Consider the following 19,430-nt stretch of genomic DNA (forward strand, 5'->3'; position numbering starts at 1 on the left):
GCCCGCGTGGAGGGCGGCGGCACCACCCTCGACCTCGGCGGCGGCAACCGCATCACCATCCTCGGCCAGACCGGAAACGTCGCCGCCTGGTTCGGCTGAGGTGGATTTCCGCCTGAAATTTCCGTCTGAAACGACCTTTCCGAAGAGGTCGCAGGAAAAGCTGGCGGTCCTTGGGACCGCCAGCAGCAAGCTGCAGAACCGCCGGCTGGTGACGTAGGCGCACTCCCATTTGCAGCCCGGTCTGCCGCCATGCGTGAAACCGCGTGTGTCCAGGGGGGCGGCCCTTAAGGAGTCTCTTCGTAGGGTGCTCGTTGTGATTCAAGGCTCTGGAAAGGGGCCTTGGATGAGCGGCAGCAAGTTCTGATTGACGGCGAAGCGGTTTGCGAGGCTTGAGGTCCATATTCCGTGGGATACCCGTGGCATGCCCCGGCTAAACCGACCTGCGACGAGTTTTACACTGCGAGGAGTTTTACGTGGTCAGCTTCCCGTCCGTCGGCGGATTGGGCCGCTTGCCCTGGTGTCGTCACGATGCCCCCCTTCCCAGAAATACGGGGCGTCCGGGTATCCCGGTGCGGTTCGGCTCGGTTTAAAATGGTATCCCGATCAGAACCGCCAGGGACGAGTTGGCTGCGAACATGCTCTCAATGTCCGGTCGTCACCATTTCAGCGTGGCATGCACCAGGAAGGAGCGGCCGGCCTCCAGATAGCGGCGGCGGTCGGCCGAGGTCTCGCTGACGCCGACGACGTTGACGTAGTTGTAATAGCCCTGGTTGAACAGGTTGTAGACCGAGGTGCCGAGGCTGATGGTCTCCGTCGGGTTGACGTAGGCGGCCAGATCCACCGTGGTGTAGGCCGGGGCCTTCAGGTAGGTCGGGTTGCTCACGTCGTTCGCCGTCTTGGCCATCACATGGGTTGCGGCGACCTGGGCGCCCCAGAAATCATCCGGCGCAGTGTAGGACAGGCCGGCGTTGACGGTGAAGGGCGCCACCTCGTCGATGGCGGTGCCGGCGTCGATGTCGAAGCCGCGGGCGAAGGCGGCCGCGCCGAACAGCGCCCAGCCCGGCCGGAACCGCCACTCGCCCTTGCCCTCGGCGCCGAAGATCTCGACCTTCGAGACGTTCTGCGCCTGATAGCGCAGGATGCCGCCGGCGCCGGTGCCGACCGCCTTCTGCAGGATGAAGTCGCTGTAGCGGTTGTAGAAGCTGGAGACCTGGAAGCTCGACCCGTCGCTGAACTTGCCGCGCAGGCCGGCCTCGACGCCGTCGCTGCTCTCCGGCTTGAGGTCGGCGTTGGGCAGCACCTCGTAGCCGTAGGTCGGGTTGGAGAAGCCGAGGTTGGCGTCGTCGTAGGGCGGCGCGCGGAAGCCGTGCGCGTACTGGCCGAACAGCGCGTATTCCCTGGTCAGGTCGTAGGTCGCGCCGAACTTCGGCGACAGGGCCAGCTTGTCCAACTTTTCCGGCTGGGTGGACGGCCGGGCGGCGAAGTAGGCGGCGTCCTTGTCCGGGTCCATCCGGTAATAGTCGAGCCGCAGCGCCGGCACCAGCCGCAGCCGGTCGATGGTGATCTCGTCCTGCACGTAGGCCGAGGCCATCAGGGTGTCGGTGTTGGGGAAGGTGCGGCTGGGGTAGGAGTCGCCGTTGTAGCTCTTCGCGGTGGCCCCGGTCGCGAGGTTGGTCAACGTCACGTCGCGCAGGCGCTCGGTGCGGATGGAGTCGATGCCGAAGCCGTAGGAGATGCTGTTGGGCAGCCCGAAGACCTGCGTGTCGGAGCGCAGGTTGACGGCGGCGCCGACGATCGTCTGCTTGGATTCGTTGCTGGTGGATTCCCGCAGGCCGGTGCCGGCGGTGAACAGCGGGCTGGTGGAGGTGGCGACACGGGCGTTGCGGGTGCGCTTCTCCTCGCGCTCGAACTGGGTGCCGTAGAGCCGCCAGTCGATGTGGTCGATGAAGCCGATGGGCGTGTCGTGCGCGTGCTCCAGGCTGACGCGCCAGCGCGTGGCCGTGTCGTCGGCGGTGGAGCCGGTGAAGGCGCCGCGCGTCATCCGCATCGGCACCATGGAGAAGATGTAGCTGGCGCTGCCGCCGACGTCGTTGCGCAGCGTCGTGTCGGTGCTGCGATGGAAATACTCGCCGGTCAGCGTCACCTTGTCCGGCCCGTGGTCCCAGACCAGCTTGGCGAGGCCGTTGTTGCCCTCATAGTCCTGCGGGTTGCGGTAGGCCTTGTCCTTGGACTTGTACTCCTCCCCGTCGCGGCGCGTGTAGATGCCGAGCAGGGAGAAGTCGCCGGAGCGCAGCACCCCCGTGCCGGTCTCCGACAGGCTGGAATCGACGCTGTCGTAAGTGGTCTTCAGCGACACGAAGCTGTCGCGGCCGGGTTGCAGATAGTCGGCCGGATCCTTGGTCACGTAGGTCACCACGCCGCCCAGCGCGTCCGATCCGTAGAGCGCCGAGGCCGGGCCGCGCATGATCTCCACCTGCTTGACCGAGTCCAGATCGACCACGTCGCGGTTGTAGCCGGCGGACGGCGCGGCGGAGGCCGGCGATTCCGGCAGGCGCGTGCCGTCGACCTGCATCAGGATGCGGTTGTTGCTGATGCCGCGGATGGTGAAACCGCCGGCCCCCGCGCGGGACGGGGAGTTGCTGACCGTCACGCCGGGTTCGTAGCGCGGCAGGTCCTGGAGGCGGTGGACGCCGCGCTTCTCAAGCTCGTAATCCGGGATGACCGACACCGTGCCCGTGTTCTCGCCCACGCTGCGCAGGCCGCGCTCGCCATAGACCGTCACCGCGTCGAGGATGGTCGGGGGCGGCGAGGTGGTCGCCTGCGCGGTTTGGGTGGCGGTTTGCTGAGTCTGCTGCTGCGCTTGGGCGGCAGGAGCCAGCAACGTCAATGCGGAGGCCGACAGCCACAGCGCCGCGCGCAGGCGGGAGCGGGCGGGGCGGAGAGCAGGGCGGTGGGACATGGGTGGCTCGATCATCTCTGTCTCTCTGCACGAGGTTTTTCTGGCGTGTTGTTCTTATAAAAATGCGATTGCGTCTTATTCGCAATTGACGGGCTGAAACCGCCCCGTGCCGGTTCAGGCGGTGCGGGGCGTCGCCCCGCACAGGCGGGCCTTCAGCGCTTCGAACCGCTCCACCTGATCGGGCAGAAGCTGGCGGGCGTCGTCGCGGCCGACGAAGACCTTGAACATCGCCTCCCCGTCGCCGTTGAAGAAAACGACGGAGGCGCTGTCGGCGCTGCCCATGAAGGGCCGGCGGACGAAGCCAACGGTGCGGCAGCGGTCCAGCCGGATGTGGCCGCCGATCGGGCTGCCGCCGGCGAGGTTGTAGAAGCCGCGCCCGAACTGCCCGCGCGGCAGCGGCCCCTTGCACTCCAAAACGAGGTCGGCGCTGTGCACCAGCACGGTGACCGTGCCCCACTCCGCCATGTCCAGCATCGCCGCCTCGGCGGTTTCCCCCGGCGCGAAGGCGCGCAAGCCGTCCGGCAGGCATTCGGTGACGGCGAGCAGGCTGACGCCGGTCTCCGCCGCGACCGCCTCCAGCACGCCGTTCGGCGCGGCGGCGAGGCGTTCGCGCAGGGCGGCGAGCGTGTCGAGGGGCGGGGCGGTGGGGGTGCTGTGCGGCATGGAAGCGATCCGAAGCGTCGGTTGCGAACTAATTTGAGAATAGTTCGCATTCGCAAATTGGCTCAACGGCGCTTCGCTTAATTTCGCTTAATGGAGAATGCCGGTGATGGCGCCGGGAACGGCGGAAGCCGGGGAGGGGACCGGACGTCCGCGGCGTTCCAGCCGGACCACCGCGCGCAGGCCCGGCCCGTTGTCCTCCAGCCGCAGGGCACCGCCGTGCAGCCGGGCGATGGCGTCCACGATGGCGAGGCCGAGCCCATGGCCGGGCACCCGGTCCGACGGGTCGAGCCGGCAAAAGCGCTGCACCGCGAGCGCGCGCTGGCCGGGCGCCAAGCCCCGACCGCGGTCGGCGACGGTGATCTCGTTCCAGCCGTCGCGCCGCCCGGCCGACAGGTGCAGCGCTCGGCCCGGCGCATATTTCAGGGCGTTGTCCACCAGATTGGCGACGGTCTGGAACAGCAGCGTGCGGTCGCCGCGCAGATCGAGGTCGCGCTCCACGGCGACGGTGATGACCGTGCCGGTGCCCTCGGCCAGCGGCAGGTAGGATTCGGCCACTTCGTCGAGCAGTGCCTTCGCGTCGAGCGGCTCCACCGCCAGGGTGCAGCGCCCGGTCTCGATCTCGCCCAGCCGCATGATGGCGCGGAACAGGTGCTGGATGCGCCGCGTCTCCTCGATCCCTTCCTCCAGCTCGCGGCGCAGGGCGTCGTCGGGGCAGTTCTCGGCGATGGTGACCAGCCGGTTGTGCAGGTGGGTCAGCGGCGTGCGCATCTCGTGCGCGATGCTGCTCGACACGCTGGACACCTCCTCGACCAGCCGGGTCACGCGGTCGAGCGTGCGGTTGACCTCGCGGCCGAGGCGGGCGAACTCGTCGTCCGGCCCGCCGATGGCGACGCGGCGGTCGCGGTCGCCCGCCGCGTAGGCGGTCAGCGCCATGGTGATGGCCGACACCCGGCGCAGCGTGCCGGCGCTGAAGCGGAGGCCGAAGGCGACGCTGGTCAGCAGGAACACCAGCACGCCGCAGCCCGCTGCCAGCGGCACGGCGCGGAGCTGGTCGAGCATGGGCTGGAGGTCGTAGGCGTTGACGTAGCGTCCGCCGTCGCCCAGCCGCACCACCATCCCACGCACCTTCCAGCCGTCGCCGCGCTGGTCGATGCGGCCGGTCTCGCAGGGAGCGGGGGCATCGCAGGCGACGACGGCGAGCAGCCGCCGGGCCATCGCCTCGTCGCCGTAGAGCACCTGCCCGTCGCGGTCGATCACCATGCGCCGCCGCGTGCCCTCCGGCGCGAAGCGCTCGCGGCGGCGCAGCTCCGCGACCAGGGCGGCGGCGTCCCCGAACCCGCCGTGCAGGCGCTGCGTCTCCTGGTCGCGCTCCAGCAGGTCGCCGACATGCTCGTTGACCAGCTCCACCAGCAGATCGCGGCTCCACAGCACGGCGGCGCCGGCCACCACGAGGAAGACCGCGCCGATGGCCATGGCCTGGCGGAAGCTGCGCGTGTCGAGATGGCGGCGAAACCTCCGGACCCAGGCCGGCCCTGCCCCGGACGGGCTAGCCCAGGACATAGCCGATGGCCCGCACGGTCTTCAGCAGGGGCGGGTCGAAATCCTTGTCGATCTTCGCCCGCAGCTTGAAGACATGGACCTCCACCAGATTGGTCGGCGGGTTGAAGCCGTAGCCCCAGGCCTTCTCCAGCAACATGCTGCGGGTCACGGTGCGGCCGGGGTTGCTCATCAGGATGTGCAGGAGCTTGAACTCCTTGTCGGTCAGTTCGATGGGGACGCCGCGTCGGGTCACCTCCCGGCGGGTGACGTCCATCATCAGATCGGCGACCTCCAGCACGTCGCCGGCCCCGGCCAGGGCGGCGCGGCGGGTCGCCAGATGCTCCAGCCGGACCAGCAGCTCGGCGAAGTCGAAGGGCTTGCCCAGATAGTCGTCGGCCCCGGCGCGCAGCCCGGCCACCCGTTCCGTCGTCTCGTCCAGGGCGGACAGCACCAGGACCGGCGGGTGGCGGGTGCCCTGCAGGCGCTTCAGCACCTCCATGCCGTCCAGCTTGGGCAGCATGCGGTCCAGCACCACCACGTCGAACGCCTCCTCGCGCAGCAGGCGCAGCGCGTCCTCGCCATCGCCGGCGAAGCGGCAGGAATGGCCGGAGCCGCCGAGCTTCGCCCCGATCCAGTAGCTGACCGCCGCGTCGTCCTCAACGATCAGAACACGCACCGTCCCCTCCCTTTGACGCCTCTTTGGGGCGACCCGTCTCGTCCTCGGTCTGCTATTAATAATCATTCGCAATTGGCTTTTCCAGACGCCGCGGCGCGTCCGGTGGCGGCATAGACCACGCCCTCCTCCTCCGGCAGGTCGAGCCGGACGAAGGCCGTGCCGAAGATGCGCTCCAGCACCGGCACCGGCAGGCCGGCCATGGATCCGGACCAGGCGACGCGCCCGCCGGCCAGCAGCAGACCGTCGTCGGCGTAGCGCGCGGCCAGCGTCAGGTCGTGCAGGATCACCGCGCAGCCGCCGCCGGTCCGCTCCACCCAGTCGCGCGCCGCCCGCAGCAGATGGTGCTGGTGGGCGGGGTCGAGGCTGGCCGTCGGCTCGTCCAGCAGCAGGTAGGACGGCCCCGCCACGTCGCGCCCGTGCCGCCCCGCGGCCAGCTGGGCGAGCGCGCGGGCGAAGGCGACGCGCTGGCGCTCGCCGCCAGAGAGCTGAGGCATCAGCCGGCCAGCCAGCCCGCCGGCCCCGGCGCGCATCAGGCAGTCGGCGATCAGGGCGCGCCGGTCGCCGGGGCGGATCAGCCAAGGCTCGGTCGCCAGCTCCATCACCTCCTCCACCGAGAAGGCGAAGGCGACCTGTTGGTGCTGCGCCACCAGGGCACGGCGGACGGCCAGCCGCGGCGCCGGGATGGCCGCCATCGCCACCCCGTCCAGCAGGGCGCGGCCGGCGGTCGGCCGCCGCTCCCCGGAGAGGAGGGAGAGCAACGTGGATTTTCCGGCCCCGTTGGGTCCCAGGATGGCCAGCATCCGACCCGGCCGAACCGCGGCGGTGACGCCGTCGAGAAGGCGGGCGCGGCCGATGGTCAGGCCGGCGTCGATCGCTTCCAGCATGGTCAGGCCCCTCCCAGCGCGCCGGCGCGGCGGCGCAGAAGCCACAGGAAGAAGGGACCGCCGACGGCGCCCAGCAGCAGGCCGGCCGGCACGTCGGCCGGGGCGGCGATGGTGCGGGCCACCGTGTCGGCCAGGACCAGCAGGACCGCCGCGGCCAGCGCCGTCGCCGGCATCAGCCGGCGGTGCACCGGCCCCAGCAGAATCCGCATGACGTGCGGCACGATCAGCCCGACGAAGCCGATCAGGCCGGACACCGCCACCGCCGCTCCGACGCCCAGCGCCACCAGCAGCACCGTGCGCACGGCGAAGCGGTGCGGGTCGAGGCCCTGGAGGAAGGCCTCCCGCTCGCCCATGGCGAACAGGTCGAGTCGCCGCGCCCCGGCCAGCAGCCCGGCGGTCGCCAGCCCCATCAGGAGCATCGCCGGTCCGATCTGCGCCCAGCCCGACCCGCCGAAGCCGCCCATCATCCAGAAGGTCATCTGGCGAAGCGCGAGGTCGTCGCCGAGGTAGCTGAACAGCCCGATGCCGGCCCCGCCCATGGCGTTCACCGCGATGCCGGCCAGCAGCATGGTGGCGGGGGAATTGCGCCCGTCGCGGCGGGAGATCGCCAGGATCAGAACGGTGGCGGCCAGCGCGCCGAGGAAGGCGGCCAGCGGCAGCACGGTGGCGAGCGACAGGCCGCTGCGGGCCAGCCCCAGCCCCGACACCCCCAGCACCATGGCGGCGGAGCCGGCCAGCGCCGCGCCGCTCGACACGCCGACCAGACCGGGATCGGCCAGCGGGTTGCGGAACACGGCCTGCAACGCCACCCCCGCGACGCCCAGCGTCACCCCGACCGCGGCGGCCAGGACGATGCGCGGCAGGCGCAGCATGGTCAGCACCATCCAGTCGCGCTCCGACAGCGGCGTGCCGGGCAGGCCGAGCAGGGACGCGAGGTGGGACAGGCTGCGGTCGAGCGGGACCGACACGCCGCCCGTCGCGACGGCAATCAGCACGGCCAGCGCCAGCGCCACGGCCAGCGCCGCCAGCACCGGGACGAGGGGCGGGCGCCGGAAGGTCGGCGCCGCCCGGTCCCCTTTCCGGAAGGACGGCATGGACAAGGTCAGGCTCATGGTTGTCCTTGAGGAGGGGTGCCCTGGACGCGGGTGAGTTCGGCGACCGCCTCGGCCGTGCGGGGGCCGAGACCCATCAGCAGCGCGCCGTCCACCACCGCCACCCGCCGGGCCTTGGCCGCCGGGGTCAGGGCGAGCTGCGGCGTCGCCAGGAATGGGTCGAGCCCGCCCGAGCGGTCGACCAGCGACCGGCTGACCAGCAGGATGTCGGGCGCTGCGGCCAGGACGGACTCGGACGACATCGGCACATAGTCGCGCTCCACCTCCAGGGCGTTGCGCGCGCCGGCCATGGCGATCAGCGCGGCGGGGACGGAGCGGCTGCCCGCCGCCATCAGACCGCCCGGCCCGCCGCCGACCACGCCGAGCACGACCGGCGCGCCGTCCTTCGCTCCGGTTTGGGCGGCGACGGCGGCCAGGGCGGCAAGGTCGCGATTCAGCGAGTCCGCCAAGCGCCGCCCCTCCGCCTCCCGGCCGAGCAGGCGGGCGACCCGCTCCACCTTGTCGAGCAGACCGGCCAGCGTCGGCGTCTCCGGCACGACCTCCACCGTGACGCCGAGCGCCCGCAACTGGTCGAGCGTCGTCTCGGGGCCGGCGCCCTGGATCGCCAGGACGTGGGTCGGGGCCAATGACATCACGCCCTCCGCCGAGAGGGCGCGCATGTAGCCCACGTCGGGCAGGCCGTTCACCGGCTGCGGATAATGGCTGCTGGTGTCGCGCCCGACGACCGAGCCGCCGTCGCCGAGCGCGTAGACCAGTTCGGTCACCGGAGGGCCGACGGTGACGATCCGCCGCTCCGCCGCCCCGGCCAGGGTGGCGGCGGTGAGCGCGAGGGTGGCGGCGATCGCCGCGGGGAGAAAGCGCAGGCGCCTCATCGGCCGGCCTCCGTTCGTCACAGGGACGCGGCGAGCGCGCGCCACTCCGTCCGCTCCGGCTTGTCCTCGTCGCGCTGGCCGCAGAGGATCGCCGCGTTGTCGCCTTGGTCGTCGTACAGCTCGACGGTGGTGATGCCGCCCTTGTCCGTCGGCTTGTGGACGACCCAGGCGCTGGACAGCCGCGCCTGGATGGCGCGCAGGGTGAAGCCGGGGTCGTCGATGCGCAGCAGCCCGTCGGCCGTCGTCGGGTGGTCCACCGTGCCGGTGTGGATCTGGATGCAGCCGGGGTTGCCGACGAAGATCATGATGTCGAGGCGGCGGTCGCGCGCCGCCTCCAGCAACGGCAGGAGGGTGGTGGTGGGCAGCTCCCGCGCGAAGCCCGGCCCGGCGAGGCGCAGCGCCTGCCGGCGCCCGACCCCGAAGGTCCTCAACATGCCGAAGAACTCGTGCACGTCGGTCATCGCGCTCCAGGCGGCGCGCAGCCCCTCCACGTCGATCTCGGCGTCGGGCCGCTCGGCGGCGGGGGCGGGCAGGGGTTCCAGGACCGGCGCGTCCTGCTCGGCGGCGCGATGCAGGATCAGGAAGGCGTCCCAGGCGGCGGCGTTGGTCTCCGCGGTGCGGTGGATGGCGTGGATGGCACGGCCGTGCCGGTCGAAGACGCGGATGGCCTCGGCTTCGCCGTCCGTTTCCGGCGTGTGGACGGTGATGGTCCAGTGGCGCGGGAAGACGCGCAGGTCGACCTCGCGGTTCAGCACGATCAGGGCCGGGCCGTTGCCGTCGACGTTGCCGAAGCGACCAGTCTTCTCATGGGTGATGCTGCGGTTGCCGGTGACGACGCGGACCGTCCCCAGGACGTCCAGCTTCCTCAGGGCGTCGGTCCAGTCCACCTCCAGCCGCGTCGGGTGGGCGGCGCCGTTCTGCCAGCTGGGGAAGGCGGATTGGATCGGATCGGCAATCGGAAGAGCGGGCGGCAGGCGGGTGTCGGGCATTGGGGGCTTCCCTTGACAAGATGCGGTGTGGTCGGCCCGTCCGGACAGGGCCAAATCTCCCGCAAATGATCATGAGAAGCATTATCAGTTACAAGGCGCCGATCATTAACCGACATTAATCGCCCGGCGCCCGCCGGAACCGGGGATTGCGCGTAGCGATACGTCCGGCAAAAGCGCAACCCCCTCACCCTAACCCTCTCCCCAGAGGGGAGAGGGGATTTCAATACGATCACTTTGCCCGTCAGGCCGCCTCTTCGACCTTCTCGTTGCGCTCCGGAAGGGCGGCCTCGCGCACTGTGGCGACGGGCGCGCGCGGGGTCTCGTCGACGCGCATGCTGAACAGGTCCGGCCGCGCGTAATGGCCCACCGGATCGAAATCGAGTTTGGCGCCGACCAGATCCTCGACGTCCACCTCGGCGGTCAGGATGCCCTCCGCGTCGACCAGCGGGCCGGCCAGGATTTCGCCGAGCGGCCCGACGATGACCGAGCGGCCGTGCATCATCCACTCGTCCGGCCCGGCGTCGATGCGGCTGGCGTAGTCCTCCGGGAAGTCCGAGCGGCGCATCACCTGACAGGCGCCGATCACGAAGCAGCGGCCCTCCATGGCGACGTGGCGCATGGTGGCGATCCAGCTTTCGCGGTCGTCCGCCGTCGGCGCCGCCCAGAGCTGGACGCCCTTGGCGTAGTAGGCCGCGCGCATCAGCGGCATGTAATGCTCCCAGCAGATGGCGCCGCCGACACGGCCGAACGGCGTGTCCATGACGGTGAGGGTCGAGCCGTCGCCGAACCCCCAGACCAGCCGCTCCGACCCGGTCGGCATCACCTTGCGGTGCTTGCCCATCTGGCCGTCCGGCGACAGGTAGAGCACCGTGCAGTAGAGCGTTCCGCCGTCACGCTCGATGACGCCGACGACCGCGTGGATGCCGTGCCGCGCGCAGGCCGCCGACAGCGTCTCGGTCTCCGGTCCCGGAACGGTGATCGCGCCGCGGACGTAGCGGGCGAAGTCGGCGCGTCCCTCCGGCGTGCGCCGGCCGATCGAGCAGCCGAAGTCGAGCCCCTTCGGGTAGCCGCCGATGAAGGCTTCCGGGAAGACGGCGAGCGACGCGCCGGTGGACGCCGCTTCGGCGATCAGGTCGACCGTGCGGGCGGTCGCCGCGGCGGCATCGAATGGCACCGTCGCCGCCTGCACCGCGGCCACTTTAACCTTGGTCATGCTTGTCGTTCCTTGCAGTGTGTTTCGGTGGGTTGAGGCGCGGTGTCGGCCCAGACCGGCCTCACCAGATCGAAGACGTCGCGGGTGCGCAGATAGGCCGAGGGGCCGTGCATGCGGGCGACGAGGTCGAGCGCCTCATGGTCGATGCGGGGGCGTTCGGGGTTGCCGGTCAGGACGCGCGTCGCGACATGGGCGTGCAGCACCTCGCCCACGAACAGCCACTGTCCGGGACCGCTTTCGAACTCGTGGATCAGACGGCATTCGAAGGCGACCGGCGATGCGGCGATGCGCGGCGGCCGGACCGCGACGCTCGGCAGGGTGGCGAGCCCGGCGAGCCGGGTTTCGTCCACCTCGGGCGGCGCCTCGACGCAGGTGAGGTTCATCGCCTCGGCGAGATCGAAGGGGACAAGGTTGATCACGAACTCGCGTGTCGTGCGGATGTTGACCGCCGTGTCCTTCGGCCGGTCCGGGCGCGCGAGCACGCCGAGACAGACCACCGGCCGGTCGGAGCCGAAGACGTTGAAGAAGGAGTAGGGGGCCGCGTTCACCCGGCCCTCGGCCGAGCGGGTGACCGCCCAGGCGATCGGCCGCGGCAGGACCGCGGCGGTGAGAAGGCGGTAGCGATCGGGCGCCGGCAGCGTGGCGAAGTCGAAATGGCGCGTTGGAGGGGCGGGGATGGCGGCGTGGTCGATGGCCGGCCGGGCCGCGTCGTCAAGTTGTAGAGTCATGAAGTCTCCTTCGGCGCGGCCCGGCATGGCCGCCGCCCCGTCCTGCGCGCCCGTCCTGCGCGATGCGTCGGGACCGCCGGCCGCTCAGCCGACGATCTTGACCGTCTTCGGATCGAAGTTTTGGGTGGCGAAAGCGCCGTCCACCTTGCCGGCGATGGTCGTGTCGACGAACTTCGACACGTCCGGCAGGCGCGGCAGCAGCTTCGCCTCGACGCCCCATTCGGCGAGCAGGTTCAGCTTCTTGATCTGCTCATCCGAGAGCGCCGCCTTGATGTCGGTGGGCGCCTTGGCGTTCCAGGCGGGGTCGTAGCCCGACGCCTTTTCCAGCACGGCCTCCGGGATGTTCTTCGCCGGCTCCAGCGAGCGGAACCAGCCGTTGACGAGGTCGTGGTTCTGGCTGGCGAAATACAGCGCCTGGGAGTTGGCGAGCAGGAAGCGCTCCGCCACCTCGGGTCGGTCCTTGAAGAAGCGGTTGTTCGCGGTCAGCACGATGACCGGGGTCAGATTCTCCGAGACCACCTGGGCGAAGCCCGCGTTCTCGAAGAAGCTCACGAACGGGTCGTAGGTGAAGAAGGCGTCGATCCGCTGCGCGCCCACCGCGTCGGCCAGCTCCGCCGGTCCGACATTGACGAAGGTCATGTCGCGGCCGGGGGTGAGGCCGGCCTTGATCATCGCCTCCTGGGCGTTCTGGAAGGCGGTGATGCCGAAGGTGCCGTAGACCTGCTTGCCCTTCAGGCCGGCGACGTCGGTGATCCCCGACTTCTTGGTCACCAGCACCGCCGAGCGGAACCGCGCCTGCGAGGCGATGGTGGTGACCGGCGCCCCGACCGCCATGGTGGTGACGGCGGCGAAGTCGGACAGCGTGCCGACATCGGCCGCGTTCGACACGATCGCCTCGTTCACCGCCGGCGAGGCGTTGAGCTGGATCATGTTCATGCGCAGGCCGTTGCGGGCCGCGATGTCCGTGCGCATCAGCACATGGGCGATCTGCGCCGACACGGTGGTGGTGTTGAACCAGCCCATCCTGACGACGTCCGCGCCCTGCGCGCGGAGGATCGCCGGCTTGGCGAGGGTAGCGGCGGCGGCGATGCCGGCGGCCAGCTGGCCGAAACGACGGCGCGAGAGTGTCGAGGTCACGTTCATTCCCCTTTTTGCCATTCGGGTTTCAGGGTCTCCCACAGGTCGTTGACCGTGGAGACGAACCAGGGATCGGAGCGCATCTCGGCCGTGCGGGGCCGCGGCAGCGGCACGGCGACCTCCTCGCGCACCCGGCCGGGCCGCGGGCTCATCACCACCACGCGGTCGGCCAGGAACACCGCCTCGTCGATGCCGTGGGTGACGAAGATCACCGTCTTGCCGGCCTCGGACGAAATGCGGGCGATCTCCTCCTGCAGAAGCACGCGGGTCTGCGCGTCCAGCGCGCCGAACGGCTCGTCCATCAGCAGGATGTCGGGGTCCGGGGCGAGCGCGCGGGCGATGGCCGCCCGCTGCTTCATGCCGCCGGAGATCTGGTGCGGGTACTTCTCCTCGAAGCCGGTCAGCCGGACCATGTCGATCAGCGAGCGGGCGATCTCCGCGCGCTGCTTCTTGGCCATGCCCTTGGCCTTCAGGCCGAACTCCACGTTCTGCTGCACGGTCATCCAGCCGAACAGCGCGTAGTCCTGGAAGACGACCGTCCGCGACGGGTCCGGACGGACGATGGGGCGGCCGTTCTGCAGGAGCGTCCCGCTCGACGCCGACTGGAAACCGGCGACGATGCCGAGCAGGGTCGACTTCCCGCAGCCCGAGGGGCCGAGCAGCGAGATGAACTCGCCGCGGCGGATGCGCAGATCGACCCCGTCGAGCGCGACCACCATGTTGTCGGACGAGGTCCCGCCATAGACCTTGCCCAGATTCCGGATGTCGATCTGGATGTCGGCCGGCTGGGCCTGCGGCGCGCCGGGGGGCGGGGCGGGGGTCTTGCGTGCGGTGTTGGCGGCCATGTTCCTTCGCCTCCTGCTCAATTGCGCTCGGAAGGCGCCCAGGCGTTCACCCGACGCTCGATCCGCTCGAGGACGGCGGACATGGCGAAGCCGACGAGACCGATGGCCACCATGCCCGCAACGACGTTGTTGATCTGGAAAAGCATGCGCGACTGCTGGATCAGGTAGCCGAGGCCGGTCTGCGCCGCGATCAGCTCGGCGGTCACCACGCACATCCAGCCCACGCCCAGTGCGATCCGCAGCCCCGGCAGGATGATCGGCAGGGAGGCCGGGATCAGCACGTCCGTGAAGAGCTGCCAGGGCGTCGCGCCGAGGCAGAGCGCCGCGTTCATCTGGTTCCGGTCGAGGCCGCGCACCGCCGTGTAGGTGGCGACGAAGGCCGGGAAGACGGCGCCGAGGAAGACCAGGAAGTAGGACGCGGCATCGCCGAGCCCGAACCACAGGATGGTGATCGGGATCCAGGCGAGCGGCGGGATGGGGCGGAGCGCCTCGACCACCGGCCGCACGAAGTCCGCGACACCGCGCCACCAGCCGCACATCAGCCCGAGCGCCATGCCGACGACGCAGGCGAGCGCGAAGCCGACCGCCACCCGCTGCAGGCTGGCGCCGAGATGGACCCACAGCGAGCCGTCGAGCGCCATGTCCCAGAGCGCGCCCGCCACCGCAACCGGCGACGGCAGCAGGAAGGCGTCGATGAGGCCGAGCGAGGTCAGCGCCTGCCAGACGGCAAAGAAGGCCGTGAGGCCCATCGCCGCGCGGAAGGACCGGTCCGTCAGAATGCGGGGAGTCACGGCGCGGCGCGGCGCCCTCTGCATGAAAGGCGGTGCTGCCGCATGCGCTTTCGTGTTCGCTTCCATCACCTTCCCTCGTTCCACCGTTCGGCGCCGCCTCGCGGGACGTCAGCGTCCTTGGACGACGACAAAACGATGACAGTGTCGGAAAAATCCGTCAATTCGAAAAATACAAATGAATGACGCTTGGCAGCGCAAAACTTGCCGTTTTAACGGGCATATGGCGGGATGAAAGCCCATTTTATCGTCTTTGCGCCAAAGTGGTGCCGCGAGGAGGCGGCGTTTTATCGGCAAAAACCGACGATGGACGAGTGGCGCGGAATCGGGCATGTTGCGACGCGATTCAAAAGGGAGCACGTGGGTGAATCTGGAGGAGAAGCTGTCCCGGATCGGCATATCGGGGACGCTCTACAAGCTCTATCTGACGACGATCCGCCTCGGCGGCGGCTCCGTCACGGAGGTGGCCGCGGGCGCCGGCATGGCCCGCACCACGGCGCACGACGCTCTCGCCAAGCTGGAGGCGGAGGGGCTCGTCCGCTTCGTCGATCACGGGAAGCGCCGCTTCGTGGTCGCCCAGGACCCGGGCATCCTGCTGGAGCGCAGCGAGGCCCGGCGGCAGATGCTCGAGGACGTGATGCCGGTCCTGCGGTCGATGTACCATCACGAGAACGGCCAGCCGAACGTCCGCTTCCACCCCGGTCCCGAAGGCATCCGCACCGTCCTGTGGGAGACGCTGAGCGGCGACGAGAAGGAGCTGCGCGCCACACTGTCCATGCGGGAGCTGATGGTCCAGCCGGGGCTGGAGGAGATGGAGCGCTATTTGAAGGAGCGGGCGCGGCGCGGCATCTGGCTGCGGGTGATCCGCTCGGAGGAGCGCGACATCGCGCCGATCTGGCCGTCGAGCCAGGAGGAGCGGCGCGAACTGCGCTACGCGCCCGCCACCTACAACCTCGCGATGACCTGCTTCATCCACGGCACCAAGGTTTCCGTCATCTCGTCGGCCCGCGAGAGCTACGGCCTGATCCTCGACAGCGCCGATTTCGCGGCCTTCCAGGCGTCCATGTTCGACGCCATGTGGAGCCTGAGCACACCGGCGCCGACCATCCCCTGACCCCTCGGCCATGCGCCTAATTGAGGAGGTGGTTCTCGCGCAGGCGGGCCACGGCGAGGTCCACGAAGGCCCTCACCTTGGCCGGGGCGTGGCGCCCCTCGGGATGGAGGACGTGGATGGGCAGGGGCGGTTCCTCATGGTCGGCGAGCACGATGCGAAGCTCCCCGGCCAGCAGGGCCGGGCCGATCTGGTAATGGAGCACCCGGGTGAGGCCCCAGCCCGCCTTGGCGGTCGCGATCACCGCCTCGTTGGTGTTGCATTGCAGGACCGGGTCGATGGTCACCCGCTGGTCCCGGGCGAACCGCCACTCCGGCGACGCCCAGGCGCCGGTCGACACGGCGATGCGGTGGTGCTTGAGGTCGGCGGGCGTCTCCGGGACGCCGTGGCGTTCGAAATAGGCCGGGGCGCCGCAGACCACGCGCCGAACCGTGCCGACCCGGATGGCGGTGAGCCCCGAATCCGGAAGGTGCCCGATGCGCACGGCGACGTCGATGCCCTCCTCCACGATGTTCACCGGGCGGTCGACGAAGAAGGTCTGCGCGCGCATGCCGGGATAGCGATCCAGATACTCGGTCACGATCGGCAGAACATGCATCGGCCCGAACAGCGCGGAGGCGGTGACGGCGAGCGTCCCGGTCGGGGTGGCATAGACGCCGCCCGCGGCGGCCTCCGCCTCCGTGATGTCCGAGAGAATGCGGCGGCAGTCTTCCAGGTAACGCGCCCCGGCTTCGGTGACCTTCACCGAGCGGGTGGTGCGCACGAACAGGCGGGCGCCGATGAGATCCTCAAGGGCCGCCACGGCGCGCGTCACCGCCGGCGCGCTCAGATGCAGGTGGCGGGCGGTTTCGGCGAAGCTTTCCGTTTCCGCGACCTTCACGAAGATCCGCATCGCCTGCAAGCGGTCCATGCGCGCCCCTGTTTCGTGCCACTGCGGGAGTCCCATCGGGACCTCGGGGACAATGCGGATGTACCGCTTCACGGCGTCCCCGTCACAGTCTGTGGCCGAACCAGGTCCGGATATCAACCGTCTGCGTGCAGCCGGTCGAACCTTTCCGATGACAGTCTCTCAAAGCGCGAGTTGCAGGCGGTCATCCTCGTCCGTCTCCGCTTCGGCGGGGACGGCGCAGCACAGCAGCACCTCGTCCGCGGCGACCGCCGCGCTCGGCTCCTTGACGTAGGTCACCGCACCCTTGAGCAGCTTGGTGCGGCAGGTCCCGCAGGTGCCCTCGCGGCAACTGAAGGCGGGATCGAGACCGCGCGCTTCGGCGAGGTCGAGCAGCGTGCCGGAGCCGGGTGTCCAGCGCGCCTCCTTGAGCGTGTTCATGAAGGCGACCGGCACCGGCTTGGTCGAGGGCGGCCGGCGCGTCGGTGCGGCGGCTCCCTTGAACTCATCGGTCCGCTTCAGGGACGACGGCCCGAACGCTTCGGCGTGAATCCGCTCGTCGGCGATGCTGTAGCCGCGCAAGCCGTCGTAGAGCGCCTGGGTGAAGGCGGGCGGTCCGCAGACGTAGAAGTCGTAATCGTTGAAGCCGAGGATGCGTGTCAGCAGCGTCATGTCGATGCGGCCCACGGCGTCGTAATCGACTCCCGGCGCGGCCTCGCCGGGATCGCTGAGGACTCGGACGAGCCGGACGGCGCCGTTCGCCGCCGTGACGAGATCGGCGATTTCCCGGTCGAAGGGGCGCTCCGCTTTGGAGCGCGCGGCGTGGACCAGGATCGTCGGGCGGATGCGTTGCGTGCGCAGCCCCTCATAGACCACGTGTCGCAGCATGGCGAGCAGCGGCGTGATGCCGACGCCGCCGGCCAGCAGCACCGCCGGCCGCGTCGCGCGGGCGTCGATGGTGAAGCCGCCTGCCGGCCCGCGCGCCTCGATGACGTCGCCGACCCGGACATGGTCGTGCAGGTGCCGCGACACCAGCCCCTCGCGCTTGACGCTGATCCGGTAAATCCCGTCCGACGGGGCGACGGACAGCGTGTAGGTCCGCACCACTGGCTTGTCGGCGCCCGCCGGGGTGACGCGGATGGGCAGATGCTGGCCGGCCAGATGCGGCAGCAGCCCCGCGCCGTCGTTCGGCCGCAGATGGAAGGAGCGGATGGCGGCGCTTTCCTCCACGATGTCCGTCACCGTCATCGGCCGCCAGCGCGTCGCCAGCTCCTCCGCGCGCAGCCGGTCGGCGGCTTGGCCCCAGTCGCCGGTCATCAGGGAGCTGGGCGACCAGCCGTCCGCCCGCAGCGTCCAGCGCAAGGCCAGGGCGCCGCGCCGGCGGACGACCTTGCGCGCCTTGAACGTCCACAGCCGCTCGGCGCCCTGGAAGGCGGCGATCTCCGGCGACTCCAGGACCAGCGCGGCGTCTCCGGTCATCTGCAGCAGGTCGCCGCTGACGAAATCGACGAAGAGCAGACCCGCCTTCCCGTTGAGCAGGATGTTGCCGAGCGTGGCGAAGAAGAGGTTGCCGTCGAAGTCGGGAATGGTGAGCGTGCCGTCCCCGGCCACGCGGACGAATCCGGCCTTGCCGCCGCGATGCGACACGTCGACCTGACGATGGTCGCCACGGTCGGCGTAGGAGGCGACGAAGAAGGCGTCCGCCGCTTCGATCACCGCCCGCGCCGCTGGATCGAGGGCCGTCAGCTCCTCGACGGCGCCGGCGAAGGGCTGGGCGGGGTCGCGGGCCAGCGTGGCGTCGCGCAGCTGGATGTAGCGGGGGCAGTTGCCGAAACTCTGGTCGACCGCGACGCGGAAGCCCGCGGGCATTGTCGAGGCGACGCCGTTCATGCGGTTGCGCCGCCGCGTGTTCATCTCGATGCCGAGGAGGCCGACCGGCGCCCCGTCGGTCAGTCCGGCCGCTGCGGGATCGCCAGCGCTCGGGCGCGCGGCGATGTCGAGAAGGGTCGGCGACGGCGAGGACAGGAAGCCGGGCCGGCCTTCCAGCACGGTCGCCCACGCATCGCCGTCCGGGTCGGCGCTGCCGATCACGAGGAAGGGGAGCTGGGCGTAGAAGTCGCGGTGCTGGTCGGGCATGAAGTCGCGGATGACCCGCTGCCCCACCATCGCCATCCGCTCGGCGACGCCGGCGCCGACCTTTTGCTGCAGGAACGTCTCGCCCTCATGCCAGATCGGCAGCGTCTTGGCGGTCTCGCCCATGTCCCGTCTCCCCGGTGAAAGAAGCGGGCGCGCCGGTGTGCGCGCCCAGGCGGCACGTCAGGCGGCGGTGAGTCCGGCCGGCGTCTGGGCGAAGGGGACGAAGCCCGGCAGCGCCTCGACCCGGCGGAGGAAGGCGTTGACGGCCGGATAGCCCGACAGATCGACATTGCCTTCCGGGGCGCGGGCGACGTAGCTGTAGATGGCGACGTCGGCGATCGTCGGCTGGACGCCGACCAGCCAGTCGCGGCCGGACAGGTGGCTGTCGAGCCGCTTCAGCAGGGTGTGGGCGCGGCCGATGACCTCGTCGGGGTTGAAGCCGGCGCCGAACACCGTGACCAGCCGCGCCGCCGCCGGACCGTAAGCGACCTCGCCGGCCGCGACCGACAGCCAGCGCTGGACGGCCGCCGCGGTCCGGGCGTCCTCGGGCAGCCAGTCGCTGCGGCCGGCCTTCTTCGCCAGATAGACCAGGATGGCGTTCGAGTCCGGAACGACCACGCCGTCGTCCTCCAGCACGGGAACTTGGCCGAACGGGTTCAGCGCCAGGAATTCGGGGGTCTTGTGCGCGCCCGCCTTCAGGTCGACCTCGACCAGCTCGTGCGGCAGTCCAAGCAGGGAGACGAACAGGCGGGCGCGATGAGCGTGGCCCGACAGCGGGTGATGATAGAGCTTCATGGCTGACTCCTGCGATGCCGGCCGGGATCATCCCGATCCGCACACCGAGAGTGCGCCCGTCAGCCGATCACGGGAATGACCCGGTTTAGCAGTTCAT

17 protein-coding genes are annotated in these 19,430 nt (G+C 70.2%); 1 reads left to right on the top strand and 16 read right to left on the bottom strand.

Annotated features, from left to right (window positions below; genetic code table 11):
* Positions 1-655: 655 nt before the first annotated feature.
* From ACFPMG_RS01060 to ACFPMG_RS01120, 13 genes are all read right to left on the bottom strand, one after another.
* Positions 656-2,974 (bottom strand): TonB-dependent hemoglobin/transferrin/lactoferrin family receptor, encoded by a 2,319-nt coding sequence (locus tag ACFPMG_RS01060; protein ID WP_376993410.1) that lies wholly within the window; start codon positions 2,972-2,974, stop codon positions 656-658.
* 99 nt (positions 2,975-3,073) lie between these two features.
* A complete protein-coding gene (gene hutX, locus ACFPMG_RS01065; RefSeq protein ID WP_376993411.1) occupies positions 3,074-3,622 on the bottom strand; it encodes a heme utilization cystosolic carrier protein HutX in 549 nt (182 codons plus the stop codon).
* Positions 3,623-3,709: 87 nt separating this feature from the next.
* The gene (locus tag ACFPMG_RS01070) at positions 3,710-5,182 is read right to left on the bottom strand and encodes a sensor histidine kinase (RefSeq protein ID WP_376993412.1); all 1,473 of its coding nucleotides are present in this window, start codon (positions 5,180-5,182) and stop codon (positions 3,710-3,712) included.
* Positions 5,169-5,837 carry a response regulator transcription factor gene (locus ACFPMG_RS01075; RefSeq protein WP_376993413.1) on the bottom strand — a complete coding sequence of 223 codons (669 nt, stop codon included), beginning with the start codon at positions 5,835-5,837 and terminating at the stop codon, positions 5,169-5,171. The genes ACFPMG_RS01070 and ACFPMG_RS01075 overlap by 14 nt, the downstream gene beginning before the upstream one ends.
* Before the next feature lie 62 nt (positions 5,838-5,899).
* On the bottom strand, positions 5,900-6,721 hold the full coding sequence (locus ACFPMG_RS01080; protein ID WP_376993414.1) for an ATP-binding cassette domain-containing protein: 822 nt from the start codon (positions 6,719-6,721) through the stop codon (positions 5,900-5,902).
* A 2-nt stretch (positions 6,722-6,723) separates the two neighbouring features.
* Positions 6,724-7,833: a FecCD family ABC transporter permease gene (locus ACFPMG_RS01085; RefSeq protein ID WP_376993415.1), complete on the bottom strand. Its 1,110-nt coding sequence runs from the start codon at positions 7,831-7,833 to the stop codon at positions 6,724-6,726.
* The gene (locus ACFPMG_RS01090; RefSeq protein ID WP_376993416.1) at positions 7,830-8,705 is read right to left on the bottom strand and encodes a heme/hemin ABC transporter substrate-binding protein; all 876 of its coding nucleotides are present in this window, start codon (positions 8,703-8,705) and stop codon (positions 7,830-7,832) included. Before ACFPMG_RS01090 ends, ACFPMG_RS01085 begins: the two co-directional genes overlap by 4 nt.
* A gap of 17 nt (positions 8,706-8,722) precedes the next feature.
* Positions 8,723-9,694: a ChuX/HutX family heme-like substrate-binding protein gene (locus ACFPMG_RS01095; RefSeq protein ID WP_376993417.1), complete on the bottom strand. Its 972-nt coding sequence runs from the start codon at positions 9,692-9,694 to the stop codon at positions 8,723-8,725.
* Between the two features lie 241 nt (positions 9,695-9,935).
* Positions 9,936-10,907 (bottom strand): carbon-nitrogen hydrolase family protein, encoded by a 972-nt coding sequence (locus ACFPMG_RS01100; protein WP_376993418.1) that lies wholly within the window; start codon positions 10,905-10,907, stop codon positions 9,936-9,938.
* On the bottom strand, positions 10,904-11,635 hold the full coding sequence (locus tag ACFPMG_RS01105) for a flavin reductase family protein (RefSeq protein WP_376993419.1): 732 nt from the start codon (positions 11,633-11,635) through the stop codon (positions 10,904-10,906). Before ACFPMG_RS01105 ends, ACFPMG_RS01100 begins: the two co-directional genes overlap by 4 nt.
* Before the next feature lie 84 nt (positions 11,636-11,719).
* Positions 11,720-12,778 (bottom strand): ABC transporter substrate-binding protein, encoded by a 1,059-nt coding sequence (locus tag ACFPMG_RS01110; protein WP_376993420.1) that lies wholly within the window; start codon positions 12,776-12,778, stop codon positions 11,720-11,722.
* Positions 12,775-13,617, bottom strand: coding sequence for an ABC transporter ATP-binding protein (locus tag ACFPMG_RS01115; protein ID WP_376993421.1), 843 nt, complete (start codon positions 13,615-13,617; stop codon positions 12,775-12,777). Before ACFPMG_RS01115 ends, ACFPMG_RS01110 begins: the two co-directional genes overlap by 4 nt.
* A 17-nt stretch (positions 13,618-13,634) precedes the next feature.
* On the bottom strand, positions 13,635-14,432 hold the full coding sequence (locus ACFPMG_RS01120) for an ABC transporter permease (protein WP_376993422.1): 798 nt from the start codon (positions 14,430-14,432) through the stop codon (positions 13,635-13,637).
* Positions 14,433-14,769: 337 nt separating this feature from the next.
* Here ACFPMG_RS01120 and ACFPMG_RS01125 point away from each other — a divergent pair, with 337 nt between their 5' ends.
* Entirely contained in the window at positions 14,770-15,519 is a 750-nt protein-coding gene (locus ACFPMG_RS01125) for a TrmB family transcriptional regulator (RefSeq protein WP_376993423.1), read from the top strand.
* A 16-nt stretch (positions 15,520-15,535) separates the two neighbouring features.
* On the opposite strand, the gene ACFPMG_RS01130 is transcribed toward ACFPMG_RS01125, so the two are convergent.
* From ACFPMG_RS01130 to ACFPMG_RS01140, 3 genes are all read right to left on the bottom strand, one after another.
* Complete coding sequence (locus ACFPMG_RS01130) at positions 15,536-16,426, bottom strand: LysR family transcriptional regulator (RefSeq protein WP_376993424.1); 891 nt, start codon at positions 16,424-16,426, stop codon at positions 15,536-15,538.
* A gap of 159 nt (positions 16,427-16,585) precedes the next feature.
* A complete protein-coding gene (locus ACFPMG_RS01135) occupies positions 16,586-18,661 on the bottom strand; it encodes a 2Fe-2S iron-sulfur cluster-binding protein (RefSeq protein ID WP_376993425.1) in 2,076 nt (691 codons plus the stop codon).
* A gap of 57 nt (positions 18,662-18,718) precedes the next feature.
* Positions 18,719-19,333, bottom strand: coding sequence for a glutathione S-transferase family protein (locus ACFPMG_RS01140; protein ID WP_376993426.1), 615 nt, complete (start codon positions 19,331-19,333; stop codon positions 18,719-18,721).
* Between the last annotated feature and the right edge of the window lie 97 nt (positions 19,334-19,430).

The sequence above is a fragment of the Azospirillum himalayense genome (genome assembly GCF_042657465.1).
GTDB classification, from domain to species: Bacteria; Pseudomonadota; Alphaproteobacteria; order Azospirillales; family Azospirillaceae; genus Azospirillum; species Azospirillum himalayense.

Excerpts from the sequence above, each read along its gene's own strand:
- ACFPMG_RS01060 (WP_376993410.1), bottom strand. The coding sequence starts at position 2,974 with ATGATCGAGCCACCCATGTCCCACCGCCCTGCTCTCCGCCCCGCCCGC.
- hutX (WP_376993411.1), bottom strand. The coding sequence starts at position 3,622 with ATGCCGCACAGCACCCCCACCGCCCCGCCCCTCGACACGCTCGCCGCC.
- ACFPMG_RS01070 (WP_376993412.1), bottom strand. The coding sequence starts at position 5,182 with ATGTCCTGGGCTAGCCCGTCCGGGGCAGGGCCGGCCTGGGTCCGGAGG.
- ACFPMG_RS01080 (WP_376993414.1), bottom strand. The coding sequence starts at position 6,721 with ATGCTGGAAGCGATCGACGCCGGCCTGACCATCGGCCGCGCCCGCCTT.
- ACFPMG_RS01085 (WP_376993415.1), bottom strand. The coding sequence starts at position 7,833 with ATGAGCCTGACCTTGTCCATGCCGTCCTTCCGGAAAGGGGACCGGGCG.
- ACFPMG_RS01090 (WP_376993416.1), bottom strand. The coding sequence starts at position 8,705 with ATGAGGCGCCTGCGCTTTCTCCCCGCGGCGATCGCCGCCACCCTCGCG.
- ACFPMG_RS01095 (WP_376993417.1), bottom strand. The coding sequence starts at position 9,694 with ATGCCCGACACCCGCCTGCCGCCCGCTCTTCCGATTGCCGATCCGATC.
- ACFPMG_RS01100 (WP_376993418.1), bottom strand. The coding sequence starts at position 10,907 with ATGACCAAGGTTAAAGTGGCCGCGGTGCAGGCGGCGACGGTGCCATTC.
- ACFPMG_RS01105 (WP_376993419.1), bottom strand. The coding sequence starts at position 11,635 with ATGACTCTACAACTTGACGACGCGGCCCGGCCGGCCATCGACCACGCC.
- ACFPMG_RS01110 (WP_376993420.1), bottom strand. The coding sequence starts at position 12,778 with ATGAACGTGACCTCGACACTCTCGCGCCGTCGTTTCGGCCAGCTGGCC.
- ACFPMG_RS01115 (WP_376993421.1), bottom strand. The coding sequence starts at position 13,617 with ATGGCCGCCAACACCGCACGCAAGACCCCCGCCCCGCCCCCCGGCGCG.
- ACFPMG_RS01120 (WP_376993422.1), bottom strand. The coding sequence starts at position 14,432 with ATGCAGAGGGCGCCGCGCCGCGCCGTGACTCCCCGCATTCTGACGGAC.
- ACFPMG_RS01130 (WP_376993424.1), bottom strand. The coding sequence starts at position 16,426 with ATGGACCGCTTGCAGGCGATGCGGATCTTCGTGAAGGTCGCGGAAACG.
- ACFPMG_RS01135 (WP_376993425.1), bottom strand. The coding sequence starts at position 18,661 with ATGGGCGAGACCGCCAAGACGCTGCCGATCTGGCATGAGGGCGAGACG.
- ACFPMG_RS01140 (WP_376993426.1), bottom strand. The coding sequence starts at position 19,333 with ATGAAGCTCTATCATCACCCGCTGTCGGGCCACGCTCATCGCGCCCGC.